Here is a 16,095-nt window from a genome sequence, read left to right as displayed (position 1 = left end):
GTTCCAGACCGCGTCAAAATTCAGGAATAACGTGACATTATAATCCAATACCATGAATATCTCCGCCTTGCCTATTCCCGATGCCGACGCCATTGCCCATAGCGTCCGATTGCTTGCACTGATCCGCAAGGAGGCGCTGGATGCGGGAGGCTGGATCAGCTTTCCCCGTTATATGGAACTGGCGTTGTATGCGCCCGGCCTGGGCTATTACAGCGCGGGCGCGCAGAAGTTCGGCGAGGCCGGGGATTTCGTGACGGCGCCGGAAATGACGCCGCTGTTCGGCCAGACCCTGGCACGGCAAGTGATCGAGGTGCTGGCGCAAACTGGCGGCAGCGTTCTCGAGCTTGGCGCGGGACGTGGCAGGCTGGCGGCTGCCATGCTGGAAGAAATGCAGCGTGCGGATGCGTTGCCAGCGCAATACCTGATCATGGAGGTCAGCGCGGACTTGAAGGAGGTGCAGCGGCAATACCTGCAATCGACACTCGCGCCAGCGTTGTACGAGCGCGTGTCTTGGCTGGATGCCTTGCCTGCTGAGTTCACAGGCGTCGTGCTCGCCAACGAGGTGCTGGATGCAGTGCCTGTGCATCTCGTGCGCAGGGAGAGCGATCATTGGCAGGAAATAGGCGTAGCCGTGGATGAGGCAGAGGCTTTGATGCTGGATTCCCGGCCCTTGATTGATGCTTCCCTGGTAAGCGGCATTGATGAGCTTGCATTGCCGGAAAACTACCAGACTGAAGTCAGCCCAGCCGCCCAGGCGCTGGTGGCAAGCTTGGCACAGTGCCTGCGGGAAGGCGTATTGCTGTTCATCGATTATGGGTTTTCGCGAGCGGAGTATTACCACCCGCAGCGCCATCAGGGCACATTGATGTGCCATTACCGCCATCATGCGCACCAGGACCCCTTGCTGTACCCAGGCTTGCAGGATGTCACTGCCCATGTGGATTTTTCCGCCATGGCAGAGGCAGGCTTAGGGCAGGGCCTGCAGTTGCTGGGTTATTGCGGACAGGCGCAGTTCCTCATCAATTGCGGGATTACCGAACTGATGTCGCGTGTGCCGGCGGACGATCTCAGGCGGTACGCACCGATGGCAAGCCAGGCGCAAAAACTGCTGTCGCCTGCGGAAATGGGCGAGCTATTCAAGGTGATTGCGCTGGGCCGAGGCATGGGGCCGCTCTCGGGTTTTGTTCGCGGCGACCGCTCGCATACCCTATAATCGCGGTTTTTTTAGTGGTTGAGTCAAGCATGGATCAAGAAACGGCAGGCAAGGAAGACATCAGCAAGGAGGAGTTGGCAAAGCGTCCGATCCGCAGCTTCGTGTTGCGCCAGGGCCGGTTGACCCATGGCCAGCAGCGTGCGCTGGACGAACTCATGCCGGTGTTCGGCGTGCCCTATGCGCCTGCTACCTTGGATATGGACGCGCTATTCGGTCGTGGTGACAGCCTTAAAATCCTGGAAATCGGGTTCGGTATGGGGGATAGCACGGCCAAGATTGCGCAAAACCAGCCGGAACGGGATTTCCTCGGCGTGGAGGTACATACCCCTGGGGTCGGCAGCCTGCTTAAGCAGATCGGTGAGCTGGAGCTCAAGAACCTGCGCATCGTGCAGCACGATGCGGTGGAAGTGTTGAAGCACATGATTGCAGACGCCAGCCTGGACGGCGTGCATATCTTCTTCCCCGACCCCTGGCACAAGAAGCGGCACCACAAGCGCCGGCTGATCCAGGCCGAATTCGTCAAGCTGCTATGCAGCAAGCTGAAAGCGGGCGCTTACTTGCATGTGGCGACCGATTGGCAGGAGTATGCGGAATGGGTGCTGGACATCCTGCAACAGGAGCCGCTGCTCGAGAATACGGCGCAGGGTTATGCGCCCAAGCCGGACTACCGTCCGTTGACCAAGTTCGAGAACCGCGGCATCAAGCTAGGCCACGGCGTCTGGGACATCATCTTCCGGCGCAAATAGCCAGCGCCCGATCACAGCCTCGGCTTCCTCCACACCTTGCTTCTTCAAGCTGGAGAACAATTGCACGCTGCAGTTGCCCCAGTTGGCCTCGAGCTCTTTCCTGACCTGCTGCAATGTCTGGTTGGCGGCCTGGCGCGACAGCTTGTCCGACTTGGTGAGCAGGGCATGGATGGGCTTGCCGCTCGGGCTGTACCAGTCCAGCATTTGGCGGTCCAGCGGGGTGAGGGGATGGCGGCAGTCCATGACCAGCACCAGCCCGCCAATGCAGGGGCGTTGGCTCAGGTAGCTGGCCAGCGTGAGCTGCCAATGCTTGCGCATGGCTTCCGGCACCTTGGCGTAACCGTATCCGGGCAGATCCACCAGGAAGCGGTCGTTGCCCAGGCTGAAAAAATTGATGAGCTGGGTACGCCCGGGTTGCTTGCTCACAAAGGCAAGGCGGTTGTGGTTGGCCAATGTATTCAAGGCGCTGGATTTTCCGGCATTGGATCGTCCCGCGAACGCGACCTCCACGCCGGCAGGGGGAGGCAGTTCGCTCAGCTTGTGGGCGGAAATATGAAAAGTGGCGTTTTGAAACAAGGGCATGAAAAGGAGAGGGCCGTCGACGGAAAGGGAAAAATATTAGCACGAAGTAGGGTTTTTTATATAAAATGCGGCCCTATTCGCAGTATTGGTATCCAGAAAGTTGAGAGTTTGCCAGCGCGCTACGTTGAGTCAGGCCGGGAATTGTAAGTAAACCGAGTTGTTTTTGCTTCGCCTGACAACCGAAAGCCTCATATAAGCGTTAAGGGTGGCATTAGCCGCCCTTAACTTTTTATATTGCCAGGCTTGCAACCAACCATAGGCATGATGGACTCACCTCAAATTTTTTAAATGGTCTTGTTTTGAATTCCGTACAGTCCACCAGGCACAGGCTATATGAGCTGCTGAGCTCCATGCGTTTTGCAGTCAGCGTGCTGGTCGTGCTGGGCATCGCCTCCATTATCGGCACCGTGCTCAAGCAGAATGAGCCGTATACCAACTACATCGTGCAGTTCGGCCAGTTCTGGTTCGAGTTCTTCGAGTTCCTCGGGCTTTACGACGTTTACCATGCTGGCTGGTTCCTAGTCATCCTGGTCTTCCTGGTGCTTTCCACTTCGCTCTGTATTTACCGCAATTCCCCGCTCATGCTGCGGGAGCTGCGCGCATTCCGCGAGAACGCCAAAGAAACTTCCTTGCGCAGCTTCAGCCACCATCACGAATACCACACCCCTTACTCGACCGGGGAGACCGCATCCCGCCTGGCGCAGTTCCTTTCGGCACACGGCTTCCGCTATAAGACCGTGACGCAGGAGGATGGCGGCAACCTGTTCGCCGCCAAGGCGGGCAGCTATCAACGGTTGGGCTATATCCTCACCCATGCTGCGATCGTCATCATCTGCATTGGCGGCCTCATGGACGGCAACCTGGTGTTCAAGGCGCAGGAGCTGCTCGGATACAAGGTGGTGGAGACGCGCGACATTCCCGAGCGCAAGGTGCCGCCGCAAAGCCGCATGTCCCCGGCCAACATTTCCTTCCGCGCCAATATGACGCTGCCTGAAGGCGCCGGCGCCAATGCGGCCTTCCTGCGCGTGCGGGACGGATACCTTGTGCAGGACTTGCCGTTCAGCATCGTGCTGAAGGCTTTCCGTATCGAGCATTACGATACCGGGCAGCCCAAGTCATTCGAGAGCGATATCATGATCATCGATCCCGAACGCGAGGACCCTATCACGGCGACGATCAAGGTCAACCATCCCTTGATCTACAAGGGCATTGCCATCTACCAGTCCGATTTCGGCGATGGCGGCTCCAAGCTGGACTTCAAGGTATGGAACCTGTTGGGCAGCCATGCGGACAATATTCCGTTCAGCGGCAACGTATTCAATAAATATGACGTCAGCGGCGGCAACAATCCGTTGAGCGTGGAATTGTCCGATTTCCGCCTGTTCAACATCCTGAACCTTTCCGTCGACGGCAAGGGCAAGCCGCGCAACGTGGGCCCCAACGTCACCTTCAAGGTGCGCGATGCGGAAGGGCAGGCACGCGAATATGTGAACTACATGAACCCGCTGCTGCTGGATGGAAAGCAATATTTCCTTTCCGGCATGCGCTCCATGCAGCAGGACAGTTATCGCTACCTGCGGATTCCTGCGGATGAAGAGGGCGGTATCGAGGGCTATATGAACTTCCGGGCGGCGATGTTTGACCAATCGTTGTATCCAGAGATCGTGCGTCGCGTCTCGCAGTTGGCCTTGTCCAACCATGGCGACATCGACACGGAAACCAGGACCAGGTTTGAAGCCAGCGTCAGGCAGCTGTTGCAAGCGTTCGGCCAGGGCGGTTTCAGCAAGGTGGCCGAGATGATAGACGAGGCGGTGCCGGAAGCGCAGCGCGCGGGCGCGGCGCAGGCATACCTCAAGATAGTGACGACGGCCGCCTTCAATGCCTATGCGATCAGCCGCGAGCGTGCAGGGCTGCCGCCAACCGGCAATAGCGAGGAATTGCAGGCTTTCATTGAGGACAGCCTGCATGCGATCAGCGATAGCTTCCATTACGGCGCGCCGCTATATTTGCAATTGACCGGGTTCGAGCATCGCCAGTCCAGCGGGCTGCAATTGACGCGCTCGCCGGGCAAGGTGCTGGTCTATTCGGGTTCGGTGCTGCTGGTGCTTGGGATTTTCTCCATGATTTATATTCGCGAGCGCCGTATCTGGCTGCTGGTGAAGCCGGAAAACAACCGCGTGTTGTTTGCCATGTCGGCCAACCGCAAGAACCGCGATTTCGATATCGAATTCGACAACATGCGCGACAAGCTCGCGCGCCTGCTGGAAAACCAGCAAGTGTGACATCGGTCACGTAACCAACATGTATTGGGGTTGATGATGAAGACTGCCTATATGGAAGATGTGCCGGAACCGTTGTTCAAGCGCCTGAGCTTGGCGGATTGGGGATATGCCCTGCTGCTGCTGCTGGGCGGGCTGTTCGCATTCCGGCAATATGCCGAATTCATGGATGCGTACGAAGTGGGCATCCTGTTCGGTTCGATAGCCTTGTTCAGTTGGCTGGGATGGCAGTGGAAGCCCATGCGTGCTTTGTTGCTGGTTGTGGCGGGCATCAGCCTGGCATCCATCCAGCTCTACGATGGCAGCCAGGCGAATGTGGAGCAGGTGTTCCTGCTCAAGTACCTGTTTTCCAGCCAGTCCGCCATCATGTGGATGAACGTGCTGTTTGTCCTGGCGATGCTGGCTTACTGGCTGGGCCTGATTGCCCGCTCTGCCTTTGCGGCCAAGGTCGGTTCGGGCCTGGTCTGGTCTGCCGTGGTCATGGGGTTTGTTGGCCTCATGGTACGCTGGTACGAATCCTACCTGATCGCCCCGGATGTCGGGCATATCCCGATCAGCAACCTGTATGAAGTCTTCATCCTGTTCTGCCTGATCACCGCGCTGGCGTATCTCTACTACGAAGGCCGCTATGCCACCCGCCAGCTGGGCGGTTTCGTGCTGGTCGTCATCAACGCCGCCGTCGGTTTCATCCTCTGGTATACCTTCGATCGCCAGGCCTATGAAATTCAGCCTTTGGTGCCTGCCCTGCAATCCTACTGGATGAAAATCCATGTGCCGGCCAACTTTATCGGCTACGGCACATTCGCCCTGGCGGCCATGGTCGGGTTGGCCTATTTGCTGGTGGACAAGGGCATTCTTGCATCCCGCCTGCCGAGCCTGGAAGTGCTGGATGACGTGATGTACAAGGCCATTTCCGTCGGGTTCGCCTTCTTCACCATTGCCACCATCCTCGGCGCCATGTGGGCGGCGGAGGCGTGGGGCGGCTACTGGTCGTGGGATCCCAAGGAGACCTGGGCGTTGATCGTCTGGCTCAACTATGCCGCCTGGCTGCACCTGCGGCTGGTCAAGGGGTTGCGCGGCCCCATCCTGGCCTGGTGGGCGTTGGTTGGGCTGCTGGTGACCACCTTTGCCTTCCTAGGAGTGAACATGTTCCTGTCCGGATTGCATTCCTACGGCGAGCTGTAGAACGCTGAATAACTAAAAAAGGCCGCGCTGCAATGCAGTCGCGGCCTTTTTATTTGGCGAGCCTGGATTGCGGCTATTTCATCTCCAGCCTGAAACGTACCGTGCCAGGCTGGTTCTCCACCAAGGCAAGCTGGTAGCCAGCCTGTTGCGCCTGGCGTCCTGCCTGATAAAGCCCGATGCCGAGCCCGCCTTCCGAGCGGATGCGTTTGCGGAACAGGCTTGCCGCCACCTCTTCCGGCATCGGATTGCCGCTGTCGGTGATTTCGACAAAGATTTGACTGCCGATTACCAGGGCGGCCGAGATATTGATGCCAGGCTCGTGCCGGGCTTTTGCAAGGGCATTCTGCAATAAGTTGTCCACCACGCTATCCCATACTTCGCTGTCTATCCTGGGGTCGGCTTCCGTCGTGATGATTTCGCTGAAACCGATGCGGGTGCCTGTATAACGTTGTTGCAGGTTGTCCCACCATTCCAGCAGCGGCAGCATGCGCGTGTTCTCGTCGCGCGGGGCGCCCAGCTTGTCCAGCGTCAGCGCCAGGCGCTGGTTGAGCAGGGGCAGCTGCTTGCGGATCAGTGCGACCAGCCGTTCATTGTCTGCCTCGGTCGCTTGTTCGGCCGCGCTGCAAAGCGCGCTCATGGATTGCACGATGTTCTTCATGTCGTGGGTAAGGCGCGCACCAGTTTCGTAGATGGCCTGCATATAAGTATTCTGCAGCAAGGCTTCCTCGCGGCGCTTGGCTTCGTGGAACTCGCCCAGTATCTGTGTCAGTAGTTTGAGGTGGATCGTGAGGGCAGGCGTGAGCGGCCAGCGGCTGTACAGGGTCAGGTGGAAATCATGGAAGTCAAGGTCGGCATAGTAGGGCGCCTGGGTGCCGAACTCTCCCTGGTCGTCCTCGGTCTCCCACTTGCCGCCCGCCACCCAGGGCAGGGTTTCAACCTCGCTCATCGCTGCATGCATGAATTCCTTGGCGCTGGTTTCGCGCTCGGCAAGCTCGGCGATATTCTTGATCCAGCGCTCGAACGGCAAGCCTACGCTCAGGAGATAGCGCGACAGCAACTGCCCGATGCCGCTGAAGCCCGCACGCGGGTTCCATAGCCAGCTTGCCAGCAACAACGCCGCAGCCAGGCCGAATACCACCCATACCACCACCTCGGCATAATCGGCCTCGGTAGTACGCGAAATCGTGAAAATGCTGAGGATCAGCGTGACCGAGAGCAGAAACAGCAGCAGAGTGTAGAAAAAATCGAGTATAGGCGCATGCTGGTGGGTTTCCTGCTTGACGCGCAGGAACAGGATGACCAGCGGCAGCATGGGCAGCAGGTAAAGCATGAGGAGTTCTGTGACCTGCAGCGCCGTGTCCGCATCCAGCAGGTGCGGGATTACCCAGAGCAGCAGGACGGAAAGCAGGTAGGTGGCGGCAAACAGGTAGCTTTGGCGCGATGCGCGCGCCGTGGCGGAAAAAATGCGCCCGCCCAACAGGCCAAATAAAGCCGAGAGCCAAATGGCCAGCAGCCACCAGCTGACGAATACGGTAAGCAGGATGCCGCCCGCGGCGAACAGCAGGATAGCTTGGGGAGAAAGTTTTTCCTTGGTTTGCCAGATCGGCTGCCAGATCAGGAACAAACCGTAATGGCAGAGCAGCAGACCTTTCTGTAGCGGGTCCTCGAAACCCCATAGCAATACCCCATGGAAGCTCAATAGCATCAGCCCCAGCATCCATTGCTGCAAGGTTGATGCGCTTGGCCGGTAGGAATTAGTGCGGGTGCTCAGGGTGGCCATGGAATGATGTGATCTCTAGTAGCATGTGTCGTAATTTTGTCACTATGGACGAAATCTCAACACTTTGGCTATGTTTTGGCAAGCATGGAATTCGGCCAAATCTGGTTGAAACCTGCGCCGTTATTGGGTTTATCTTTAATTTGGGCTGGGTGTTAATTGGCATGAGAGTTGCATATCTCATACCAACTTATTTATTTTGGGGCTGCCATGCCGGCAACCTCGCGCAAGGATAGCATATGAAAAAAACATCCGGCTTCACGCTGATCGAGCTGGCGATAGTCCTGGTGATTATCGGCTTGCTGCTGGGCGGCGTGCTCAAGGGGCAGGAGTTGATTAATAGTGCCAAGGCGAAAAATATTGCCAATGATTTAAAAAACGTACAGATATTGCTTTATGGGTATCAGGATAAGTATAGAGCATTGCCTGGGGATGATGCGGCTGTTGCTATGCATATAACCAATGGGACACCAGCGGCGGCCGCTAGTCGTGGTAATGGGCGAATTGATGGACATTGGAATTCTGTTACGCAGACAGATGAGTCTTACTTATTCTGGCAGCATGTCCGGCTGGCGGGTTTGGCGACAGGTTCGACGCAAGTTGGAACTGATGCTTATATTCCAAGGAATGCAGACGGCGGACGTATTGGAGTGCAAAGCCTGAATGGGTTCAATACGATTCAGGATGAAGCCAATCCTATGGTGGGTACCTTTGTTGTGTGTTCTGAGGGAATTACTGGGCGGCTAGCAAAGCAGATTGATGTGTTGCTGGATGATGGGTTGACAAACAACGGAGCTGTGCGTGTTGCTACTACTCCTGCCGCTGTTGGTACAGCTGGCAACTCGTTGGAGAATGGAGATGTTCCTGATGGTGGTACTTTTACTGTTTGTATGTCTTTCTAATATGGATGTTTGAAGTAAAAGCCCGCATTTGCGGGCTTTTACTTTTCCAGCGTTATGAAGTAAACCGCTTTTGCATTAAAATAGCCTGCTAATCAGAAAAGTAGCGATCATGAGCGACAACATCGTCGAAATCGACAATCTATCCTTTGGCTACAAGACGCGCTTGCTGCACAAGGGCATCAACATGAAGTTCCCGCGCGGCAAGGTGGTGGCCATCATGGGCGGCAGCGGTAGCGGCAAGACCACGTTGTTGCGCCTGATCGGCGGGCAGTTGAAGCCGTCGGGCGGCGAGGTGCGCGTGGCGGGCGAGGTAGTGCATAAGCAGGACCGCAAGGGCTTGCAGAAGCTGCGCCGCAAGATGGGCATGCTGTTCCAGCAAGGCGCCTTGTTCACCGATCTTTCCGTTTACGAAAACGTGGCATTCCCGATCCGCGAGCATACCGACCTGCCGGAATCCATGATCCGCGACCTGGTGATGATGAAGCTCAACGCTGTAGGCTTGCGCGGCGCGCGCGATCTCAAGGCGACCGAGCTTTCCGGCGGCATGGCGCGGCGCGTGGCATTGGCGCGGGCAGTCGCCCTTGATCCTTCCATCATCATGTACGACGAGCCGTTTGCCGGGCTGGACCCGATCTCGATGGCGGTGATCTGCAACCTGATCCGCAGGCTCAATGATGCGCTGGGTGCGACTTCCATCATCGTGACGCATGACGTGCAGGAAGTATTCGCCTTTGCCGACTACGTCTATTTCGTGGCGGATGGCGTCGTCGCTGCCGAAGGCGCGCCGGAGGATCTGCGCAAGTCCGAGCTGCCATTTGTCCATCAGTTTGTGCATGGTGAGGTGGATGGTCCGGTGCCGTTCCACTATAGAGCGCCTGACTATAGACAGGATATCTTGAGGAGCGCGAATGTTTAGTGCTATGGCGAATGTGCTGCGCGGAATCGGCCATCGCGTGATTGATAACTTGTGGCGGTTCGGCGCCAGCGTCCGTTTTTTCTTTTACGTGTTGATCTACTCGGGTGAGAGCTTCCGCAGGCTACACCTGACCATACGCGAGATTTATTTCACTGGCGTGTTGTCGTTGATCATCATCCTGGTGTCGGCGTTCTTCGTCGGCATGGTGCTGGCCTTGCAGGGTTACAACACTTTGCAGCGCTACGGCTCTTCCGAGGCGATCGGCGTGCTGGTGGCCTTGTCGCTGGTGCGCGAGCTGGGGCCGGTGGTAACCGCCCTGCTGTTTGCTGGGCGCGCCGGTACCGCGATTACTGCGGAAATCGGCCTGATGAGGGCGACCGAGCAGTTGTCCGCGATGGAGATGATGGCTGTAAGCCCTATCGCCCGCGTGGTGGCGCCAAGGTTCTGGGCCGGCGTGTTCTCCATGCCGTTGCTGGCAGCCTTGTTCTCCATGGTCGGGGTGCTGGGCGGCTACTTGGTGGCGGTGCCCTTGATCGGCGTGGATGCGGGCGCGTTCTGGTCGCAGATGCAGGCCAGCGTGGATTTCCGGGAGGATATTGTGAATGGGGTGATCAAGAGCGTGGTGTTCGGCATTGCCTGCACCATGATCGCCTTGTTTGAAGGGTTTGATGCGCCGCCGACTGCCGAAGGCGTGAGCCGCGCGACGACGCGCACGGTGGTGAATTCCTCACTGGCGGTGCTGGGTCTCGATTTTGTAATGACTTCGTTCATGATTGTTGCGTAAGCGCAACACACTGGAGAAAAGATGGAACGTACAACAATTGATCTTTGGGTCGGTGTTTTTGTCGCTGCAGGGGCTGCGGCGCTGTTTGGTTTGGCCTTGAAGGTCGGCAATTTCAACAGCGCCACCCTTGGCGAAACCTATAGCGTGACGGGAGCTTTTGAGAATATCGGCAGTCTCAAGCCACGGGCGCCCGTGAAAAGCGCCGGCGTGGTCGTGGGGCGGGTGGACAGCATCAAGTTCGACCCTGAAACCTATGAGGCGCAGGTGACAGTCAAGGTGGACAAACGGTATCCTTTCCCCAAGGATACGTTTGCCAATATCTATACTGCCGGCCTGTTGGGCGAGCAATATATTGGCCTTGAAGCCGGCGGCGACGACAAGATGCTGCAGGACGGCGACAAGTTTGTTAAGACGCAGGATGCCGTGGTGCTGGAAAAGATGATCAGCCAGTTCCTTTACAGCAAGGCGTCCGAGTCAGACGACGATAAGTCTAACGATAGTAAAGAGGCGGAATAAGCATGCAAACAATGATGAAGTGGATGGCCGCGATGGCGTTTGTCGGCTGTGCAAACCTGGCCATGGCGGAAGTCGCGCCTGACGCGCTGGTGAAGAAGACTGCCGAGGATGTGCTGGCGGTCGTGAAGCAGGACAAGGATATCCAGGCCGGCAACCAGAGCAAGATTTTTGCCTTGGCAGAAGAGAAAATCCTGCCCAACTTCAATTTCGACCGCGTGTCGCGCCTGGTGCTGGGCAAGGCCTGGACCAAGGCCTCTCCCGAACAGAAAAAGGCTTTCCAGGACGAGTTCCGCAGCCTGTTGTTGCGTACCTATGCCACCGCATTGTCCAAGTACCGCAACCAGACCATCGAATACAAGCCGTTCCGCGCGCAGCCGGGCGACACCGACGTCAAGGTGAAGACGCAGATCCTGCAACCGGGCGGCCAGCCGGTCGCTGTCGATTACAGCCTGGAAAAGAATGGCGAGGACTGGAAGGTATACGACATCACCATAGAAGGCGTGAGCCTGGTGACCAACTATCGCGGCCAGTTCAGCAACGAGATCCGCCAAGGCGGCTTGGACAGCCTGATCAAGAAGCTGGCTACCAAGAACCAGGAATCCAACAAGTAAGCAAAGAGTAGAACTTGGCACAGATTCAACAACAAGGAAACCGCTGGCTGGTCAGCGGCGACATGACCGTCAATCAGGTCGATGTGCTGCTGGCTGAAAGCAAGGCCTTGCAGATGCCTGGCACATTGGAGATCGATCTCTCCCAGGTGGCGGAGGTCGATACTGTGGCGCTCAGCCTGATTTTCGAGTGGTTGCGCCATGCCGCTGCAAGCAAGTCTGCTGTCAGCCTGGCGAACTTGCCGGCTAACCTGGCCAGCCTGGCCACGCTGTACGGCGTGCTTGAGCTGATTCCGCAATCCAGCCCCAGCCATTGAGCATTGGGGCCTAGGCCCCAGTTTTCATCGATGATTCCCGCGATCAATATCCAGCAGGTGCACAAGCGTTTTGGCGATTTACACGCGCTGAAAGGCATAGACTTGTCCATTGAGCAGGGCGAGTTTTTTGCCTTGCTCGGGCCGAACGGCGCGGGTAAGTCTACGCTGATCAACCTGCTGGCAGGGTTGTCGCGGCCCAGCAGCGGCAGTCTGCAGGTGATGGGCTTCGACGTCAATGTCCAATATGCCGAGGCGCGTCGCGCCTTGGGCGTGGTGCCGCAGGAGTTGGTGTTCGACCCATTCTTCAATGTGCGCGAGATGTTGCGGTTCCAGGCCGGGTATTTCGGGCGCGGGCGCAGCAATGACGCCTGGGTGGATGAGATCATCGAATCCCTGGGCTTGGCGGACAAGGCGCATACCAATATGCGCCGCCTGTCGGGCGGCATGAAGCGGCGTGCGCTTATCGGCCAGGCGCTTGCGCACAAGCCGCCCGTGATCGTATTGGACGAGCCGACTGCGGGAGTCGATGTCGAATTGCGCCAGACCATGTGGGAATTCATCCGCAGGCTCAACCGCGAAGGCCATACTATTATTTTGACCACGCATTATCTGGAAGAGGCGGAAACGCTCTGTAGCCGCATTGCCATGATGAAGCAGGGCGAGATCGTGGCGTTGGACAGTACGCGCAACCTGTTGAATCGCGTGCCTGGAAAGCGCCTGCGTCTCAAGCTTTCCGCTGCCTTGCCCGCGCCGTTGAGCCCCCTGGTTCGGGAAGAGCAAGGGGATGCCTATGTCCTGGCAATTGCCGATGTGGCGCAACTGGAATCCGTCCTGGCCGAATTGCGGGTTGCGGGCGTGACGGTCGAGGATATGCAATTGATCGAAGCCGATCTCGAAGATGTGTTCGTGGAGATCGTAAGTTGATGGCGAATTTGCTTAGCCAAAATCTGCGCGGTCCGTGGACCTTGTTCAAGAAGGAACTGCTGCGCTTCTGGCGCGTGAGTTTTCAGACGGTCGCCGCGCCGGTGATGACCGCGCTGCTTTATCTGCTGATCTTCTCCCATGTGCTGGAAGGCCGCGTGCAGGTGTATCCCGGCGTGGGCTACACTGCATTCCTGATCCCGGGCCTGATCATGATGTCGCTGTTGCAGAATGCTTTTGCCAACAGCTCGTCCAGCCTGATCCAGTCAAAGGTGATGGGCAACCTGATCTTCATCCTGCTGACGCCGATTTCCTATTTTGGATTCTATCTGGCGTTTCTTGCAGCCTCCGTTATTCGCGGTCTGGTGGTCGGCCTGGGGATTTACTTGGTTGCCATTCTCTTCATCGACTTACCGGTCGCGCATCCCGGCTGGATATTGACGTTTGCGTTGCTGGGCAGCGCGTTGCTGGGCACTTTCGGCATTATCGCCGGCATTTGGGCGGAGAAGTTCGACCAAATGGCAGCTTTCCAGAACTTCGTCATCATGCCGCTTTCGTTCCTGTCCGGCGTATTTTATTCGATACACTCGTTGCCCCCGTTCTGGCAGCAGGTATCGCATCTCAACCCGTTTTTCTACATGATAGACGGTTTCCGCTACGGCTTCTTCGGGGCAGGGGATATTTCGCCCTATATCAGTCTGGGCGTTGTTGCAGGATGCTTTTTTGCCCTATCATTCATTACTTTACAGATGCTGAAATCCGGCTACAAATTGCGAGGCTGAACCGTGTTAAGTGCAGAAGCGTTGAAAAACTATATTGCCCATGGACTGGCCTGCGACCACGTGCAGGTGCTGGGCGACGACGGGCAGCATTTCGAGGCCATCATCGTCAGCCCGCTGTTCGCAGGCAAGAACATGGTGCAACAGCATCAATTGGTATATCAGGCTTTGGGCGATCGCATGCGCGAGGAGATTCATGCCTTGTCCATGCGGACATTCACCCCGGAAGCCTGGGCCAAACTCAATGCCACGCTTTGATGGCGAACCGACTTAAATTAAGGACAGAACATGGATACACAAGCGTTGATCAAGAACCAGGTGACAAGCAACCCGGTGGTGCTCTACATGAAGGGCAGCCCCAAATTTCCGCAATGCGGTTTTTCCGGGCTGGCCGTGCAAATCCTGCAAGCCAGCGGCTTGAAGGATTTCGTCGCGATCGATGTGCTGGCCGACCCTGCCATCCGCGAGGGCATCAAGGTCTACGCCAATTGGCCGACCATCCCGCAGCTTTATATCAAGGGCGAGTTCATCGGCGGTGCGGACATCATGCGCGACCTCTACCAGCAAGGTGAATTGCAGAAACTGTTGCAGGAAGCCCAGGCATAACACGTGGATAAGCTAGTCATCCAGGGCGGCGTCCCTTTAAACGGTGAAATATCGGTTTCCGGCGCCAAGAATGCCGCTTTGCCCATTCTCTGTGCGAGTTTGCTGACTGCCGAGCCGTTGACGCTGGGCAATGTGCCGCAGTTGCACGATATCGCCACCATGCGCAAACTGCTCGCTCACATGGGGGTGAAGATTGCTGAGCTGGGCGATCATCGCCTGAGCCTGGATGCCAGTGATATCCATACCTGCGAGGCGCCGTACGAGATGGTGAAAACCATGCGCGCTTCCATCCTCGTGCTGGGGCCGTTGCTTACAAGGTTCGGCCGTGCGCGGGTGTCGTTGCCTGGCGGCTGTGCCATCGGTTCGCGTCCGGTCGACCTGCATATCAAGGGCTTGCAGGCGATGGGGGCGGAAATCCATATCGAGCATGGCTATATCGAGGCCAAGGCCGACAAGCTCAAGGGCGCGCGCGTCTTCATGGATATTGTCACGGTAACGGGCACGGAAAACCTCATGATGGCGGCCGTCCTGGCAGATGGCGTGACGGTGTTGGAAAACGCGGCACGTGAGCCCGAGGTTGTGGACCTGGCGGAATGCCTGACCAAGATGGGCGCCAGGATTGAAGGCGCAGGCACCGACGTGATTACGGTGACGGGTGTTGCCAGCCTGCATGCGGCCAGCCATGATGTGGTCTGCGACCGGATTGAAGCGGGCACTTACATGGTGGCGACTGCCATGACCGGGGGAGAAGTCAAGCTCAATAATGCTCGCGCCGACCTCTTGGATGCCGTGATCGACAAATTGCGTGAAAGCGGCGCCGAAGTCGGATATGCCGGCAACAGCATTACCATACGGAGCGAGGGCGTGCTCAAGCGCAAAGGCGCGCTGAAATCGGTCAGCATCCGCACAGCGCCGCATCCGGCGTTCCCCACCGACATGCAGGCCCAATTCATGGCGCTGAATACCGTGGCGGACGCAGTGGCCACTGTGACGGAAACCATTTTCGAGAACCGTTTCATGCATGTGCAGGAGATGCAGCGCCTGGGCGCCAGTATCGAGGTCGAAGGCAATACGGCCATCGTGCGCGGCCGCGAGTTTCTCGAGGGGGCGACCGTGATGGCGACCGATTTGCGCGCTTCGGCCAGCCTGGTGCTGGCAGCGTTGGTCGCGCGTGGCGAAACGGTCATCGAGCGTATTTACCATCTGGACCGCGGCTACGAGCGGCTGGAAGAAAAACTGGGACAGCTGGGCGCACGCATCCAGCGGATAAAATAAAGCCCCGGCAGTCCAATAAACAAGAAAGACAGCAATGATTACTATCGCCCTTTCCAAGGGACGTATTTTTGAAGAAACCGTGCCGCTGCTGGCAGCAGCAGGGATTGCTGCGCTGGAAGACCCGGAAGCTTCGCGCAAGCTGATCTTGCCGACCAACCGCCCCGATGTGCGCCTGATCATCGTGCGGGCGACCGATGTGCCGACTTACGTGCAGTATGGCGCGGCCGATCTCGGGATCGCAGGCAAGGATGTGCTGGACGAGCACGGCGGCGAGGGTTTGTACCAGCCGCTGGACCTGAACATTGCGCGTTGCCGCATGATGGTCGCGGTGCGAGAGGATTTCGACTATTTCGGTTCCATTCGCCGCGGCGCACGCCTCAAGGTCGTGACCAAGTACGTCAAGACCGCGCGCGAGCACTTCGCTGCCAAGGGCATGCATGTCGACCTGATCAAGCTGTATGGTTCGATGGAGCTCGGGCCGTTGGTCGGTTTGGCTGATGCCATCGTGGACTTGGTCAGCACCGGCGGCACCCTGCGTGCCAACCACCTCAAGGCGGTGGAGGAAATTACCGACATCAGTTCTCGCCTCGTCGTGAACCAGGCGTCGCTCAAGCTCAAGCGCGACCAATTGCAGCCCATCATGGATGCGTTTGCCCAGGCCGTCGCGGCCAATCAATAACCAGGTTGAA

The 16,095-nt window shown here is 57.5% G+C and carries 18 protein-coding genes; 16 read left to right on the top strand and 2 right to left on the bottom strand.

Going from position 1 to position 16,095, the window contains the following annotated elements:
- The first annotated feature begins 52 nt into the window (after positions 1–52).
- Complete coding sequence (locus ACKF11_RS14150) at positions 53–1,213, top strand: class I SAM-dependent methyltransferase (RefSeq protein ID WP_407997592.1); 1,161 nt, start codon at positions 53–55, stop codon at positions 1,211–1,213.
- Positions 1,214–1,242: 29 nt separating this feature from the next.
- Positions 1,243–1,959 carry a tRNA (guanosine(46)-N7)-methyltransferase TrmB gene (trmB, locus tag ACKF11_RS14145; RefSeq protein ID WP_407997591.1) on the top strand — a complete coding sequence of 239 codons (717 nt, stop codon included), beginning with the start codon at positions 1,243–1,245 and terminating at the stop codon, positions 1,957–1,959.
- Here trmB and yihA read toward each other — a convergent pair.
- A complete protein-coding gene (gene yihA / locus ACKF11_RS14140) occupies positions 1,918–2,541 on the bottom strand; it encodes a ribosome biogenesis GTP-binding protein YihA/YsxC (protein WP_407997590.1) in 624 nt (207 codons plus the stop codon). The two genes, trmB and yihA, sit on opposite strands and share 42 nt — an antisense overlap.
- Before the next feature lie 350 nt (positions 2,542–2,891).
- On the opposite strand from yihA, the gene ACKF11_RS14135 reads away from it, so the two are divergent.
- On the top strand, positions 2,892–4,823 hold the full coding sequence (locus tag ACKF11_RS14135) for a cytochrome c biogenesis protein ResB (RefSeq protein WP_407997589.1): 1,932 nt from the start codon (positions 2,892–2,894) through the stop codon (positions 4,821–4,823).
- 36 nt (positions 4,824–4,859) lie between these two features.
- Complete coding sequence (gene ccsB / locus ACKF11_RS14130; protein ID WP_407994750.1) at positions 4,860–6,005, top strand: c-type cytochrome biogenesis protein CcsB; 1,146 nt, start codon at positions 4,860–4,862, stop codon at positions 6,003–6,005.
- A 73-nt stretch (positions 6,006–6,078) separates the two neighbouring features.
- Here ccsB and ACKF11_RS14125 read toward each other — a convergent pair whose 3' ends face one another.
- The gene (locus ACKF11_RS14125) at positions 6,079–7,785 is read right to left on the bottom strand and encodes a sensor histidine kinase (protein ID WP_407997588.1); all 1,707 of its coding nucleotides are present in this window, start codon (positions 7,783–7,785) and stop codon (positions 6,079–6,081) included.
- 236 nt (positions 7,786–8,021) lie between these two features.
- On the opposite strand from ACKF11_RS14125, the gene ACKF11_RS14120 reads away from it, so the two are divergent.
- From ACKF11_RS14120 to hisG, 12 genes are all read left to right on the top strand, one after another.
- The gene (locus ACKF11_RS14120; RefSeq protein ID WP_407997587.1) at positions 8,022–8,684 is read left to right on the top strand and encodes a prepilin-type N-terminal cleavage/methylation domain-containing protein; all 663 of its coding nucleotides are present in this window, start codon (positions 8,022–8,024) and stop codon (positions 8,682–8,684) included.
- 109 nt (positions 8,685–8,793) lie between these two features.
- Positions 8,794–9,600: an ABC transporter ATP-binding protein gene (locus ACKF11_RS14115; RefSeq protein WP_407997586.1), complete on the top strand. Its 807-nt coding sequence runs from the start codon at positions 8,794–8,796 to the stop codon at positions 9,598–9,600.
- Positions 9,593–10,384, top strand: a complete 792-nt coding sequence (mlaE, locus tag ACKF11_RS14110) for a lipid asymmetry maintenance ABC transporter permease subunit MlaE (RefSeq protein WP_407994552.1) — start codon at positions 9,593–9,595, stop codon at positions 10,382–10,384. Before ACKF11_RS14115 ends, mlaE begins: the two co-directional genes overlap by 8 nt.
- 21 nt (positions 10,385–10,405) lie before the next feature.
- A complete protein-coding gene (gene mlaD / locus ACKF11_RS14105; protein WP_309564159.1) occupies positions 10,406–10,900 on the top strand; it encodes an outer membrane lipid asymmetry maintenance protein MlaD in 495 nt (164 codons plus the stop codon).
- Between the two features lie 11 nt (positions 10,901–10,911).
- Positions 10,912–11,511 (top strand): MlaC/ttg2D family ABC transporter substrate-binding protein, encoded by a 600-nt coding sequence (locus ACKF11_RS14100; RefSeq protein ID WP_407997738.1) that lies wholly within the window; start codon positions 10,912–10,914, stop codon positions 11,509–11,511.
- 14 nt (positions 11,512–11,525) lie between these two features.
- Entirely contained in the window at positions 11,526–11,825 is a 300-nt protein-coding gene (locus tag ACKF11_RS14095) for an STAS domain-containing protein (RefSeq protein ID WP_309564161.1), read from the top strand.
- Between the two features lie 30 nt (positions 11,826–11,855).
- Entirely contained in the window at positions 11,856–12,749 is an 894-nt protein-coding gene (locus ACKF11_RS14090) for an ABC transporter ATP-binding protein (RefSeq protein ID WP_407997585.1), read from the top strand.
- Positions 12,749–13,528: an ABC transporter permease gene (locus ACKF11_RS14085; RefSeq protein ID WP_309564163.1), complete on the top strand. Its 780-nt coding sequence runs from the start codon at positions 12,749–12,751 to the stop codon at positions 13,526–13,528. Before ACKF11_RS14090 ends, ACKF11_RS14085 begins: the two co-directional genes overlap by 1 nt.
- A gap of 3 nt (positions 13,529–13,531) precedes the next feature.
- Positions 13,532–13,783 (top strand): BolA family protein, encoded by a 252-nt coding sequence (locus ACKF11_RS14080; RefSeq protein ID WP_309564164.1) that lies wholly within the window; start codon positions 13,532–13,534, stop codon positions 13,781–13,783.
- 30 nt (positions 13,784–13,813) lie between these two features.
- Positions 13,814–14,131: a Grx4 family monothiol glutaredoxin gene (gene grxD, locus ACKF11_RS14075; RefSeq protein WP_407994554.1), complete on the top strand. Its 318-nt coding sequence runs from the start codon at positions 13,814–13,816 to the stop codon at positions 14,129–14,131.
- 3 nt (positions 14,132–14,134) lie between these two features.
- On the top strand, positions 14,135–15,406 hold the full coding sequence (gene murA / locus ACKF11_RS14070) for a UDP-N-acetylglucosamine 1-carboxyvinyltransferase (RefSeq protein ID WP_309564165.1): 1,272 nt from the start codon (positions 14,135–14,137) through the stop codon (positions 15,404–15,406).
- A 34-nt stretch (positions 15,407–15,440) separates the two neighbouring features.
- Positions 15,441–16,085 (top strand): ATP phosphoribosyltransferase, encoded by a 645-nt coding sequence (hisG, locus tag ACKF11_RS14065; RefSeq protein WP_309564166.1) that lies wholly within the window; start codon positions 15,441–15,443, stop codon positions 16,083–16,085.
- Positions 16,086–16,095: the final 10 nt, after the last annotated feature.

It is taken from the genome of Methylobacillus draconifructus (genome assembly GCF_045984385.1).
GTDB classification, from domain to species: domain Bacteria; phylum Pseudomonadota; class Gammaproteobacteria; order Burkholderiales; family Methylophilaceae; genus Methylobacillus; species Methylobacillus flagellatus_A.
The sequence above is the reverse complement of the archived record's forward strand: the minus strand, read 5'-3'. Positions and strand labels throughout refer to the sequence as shown.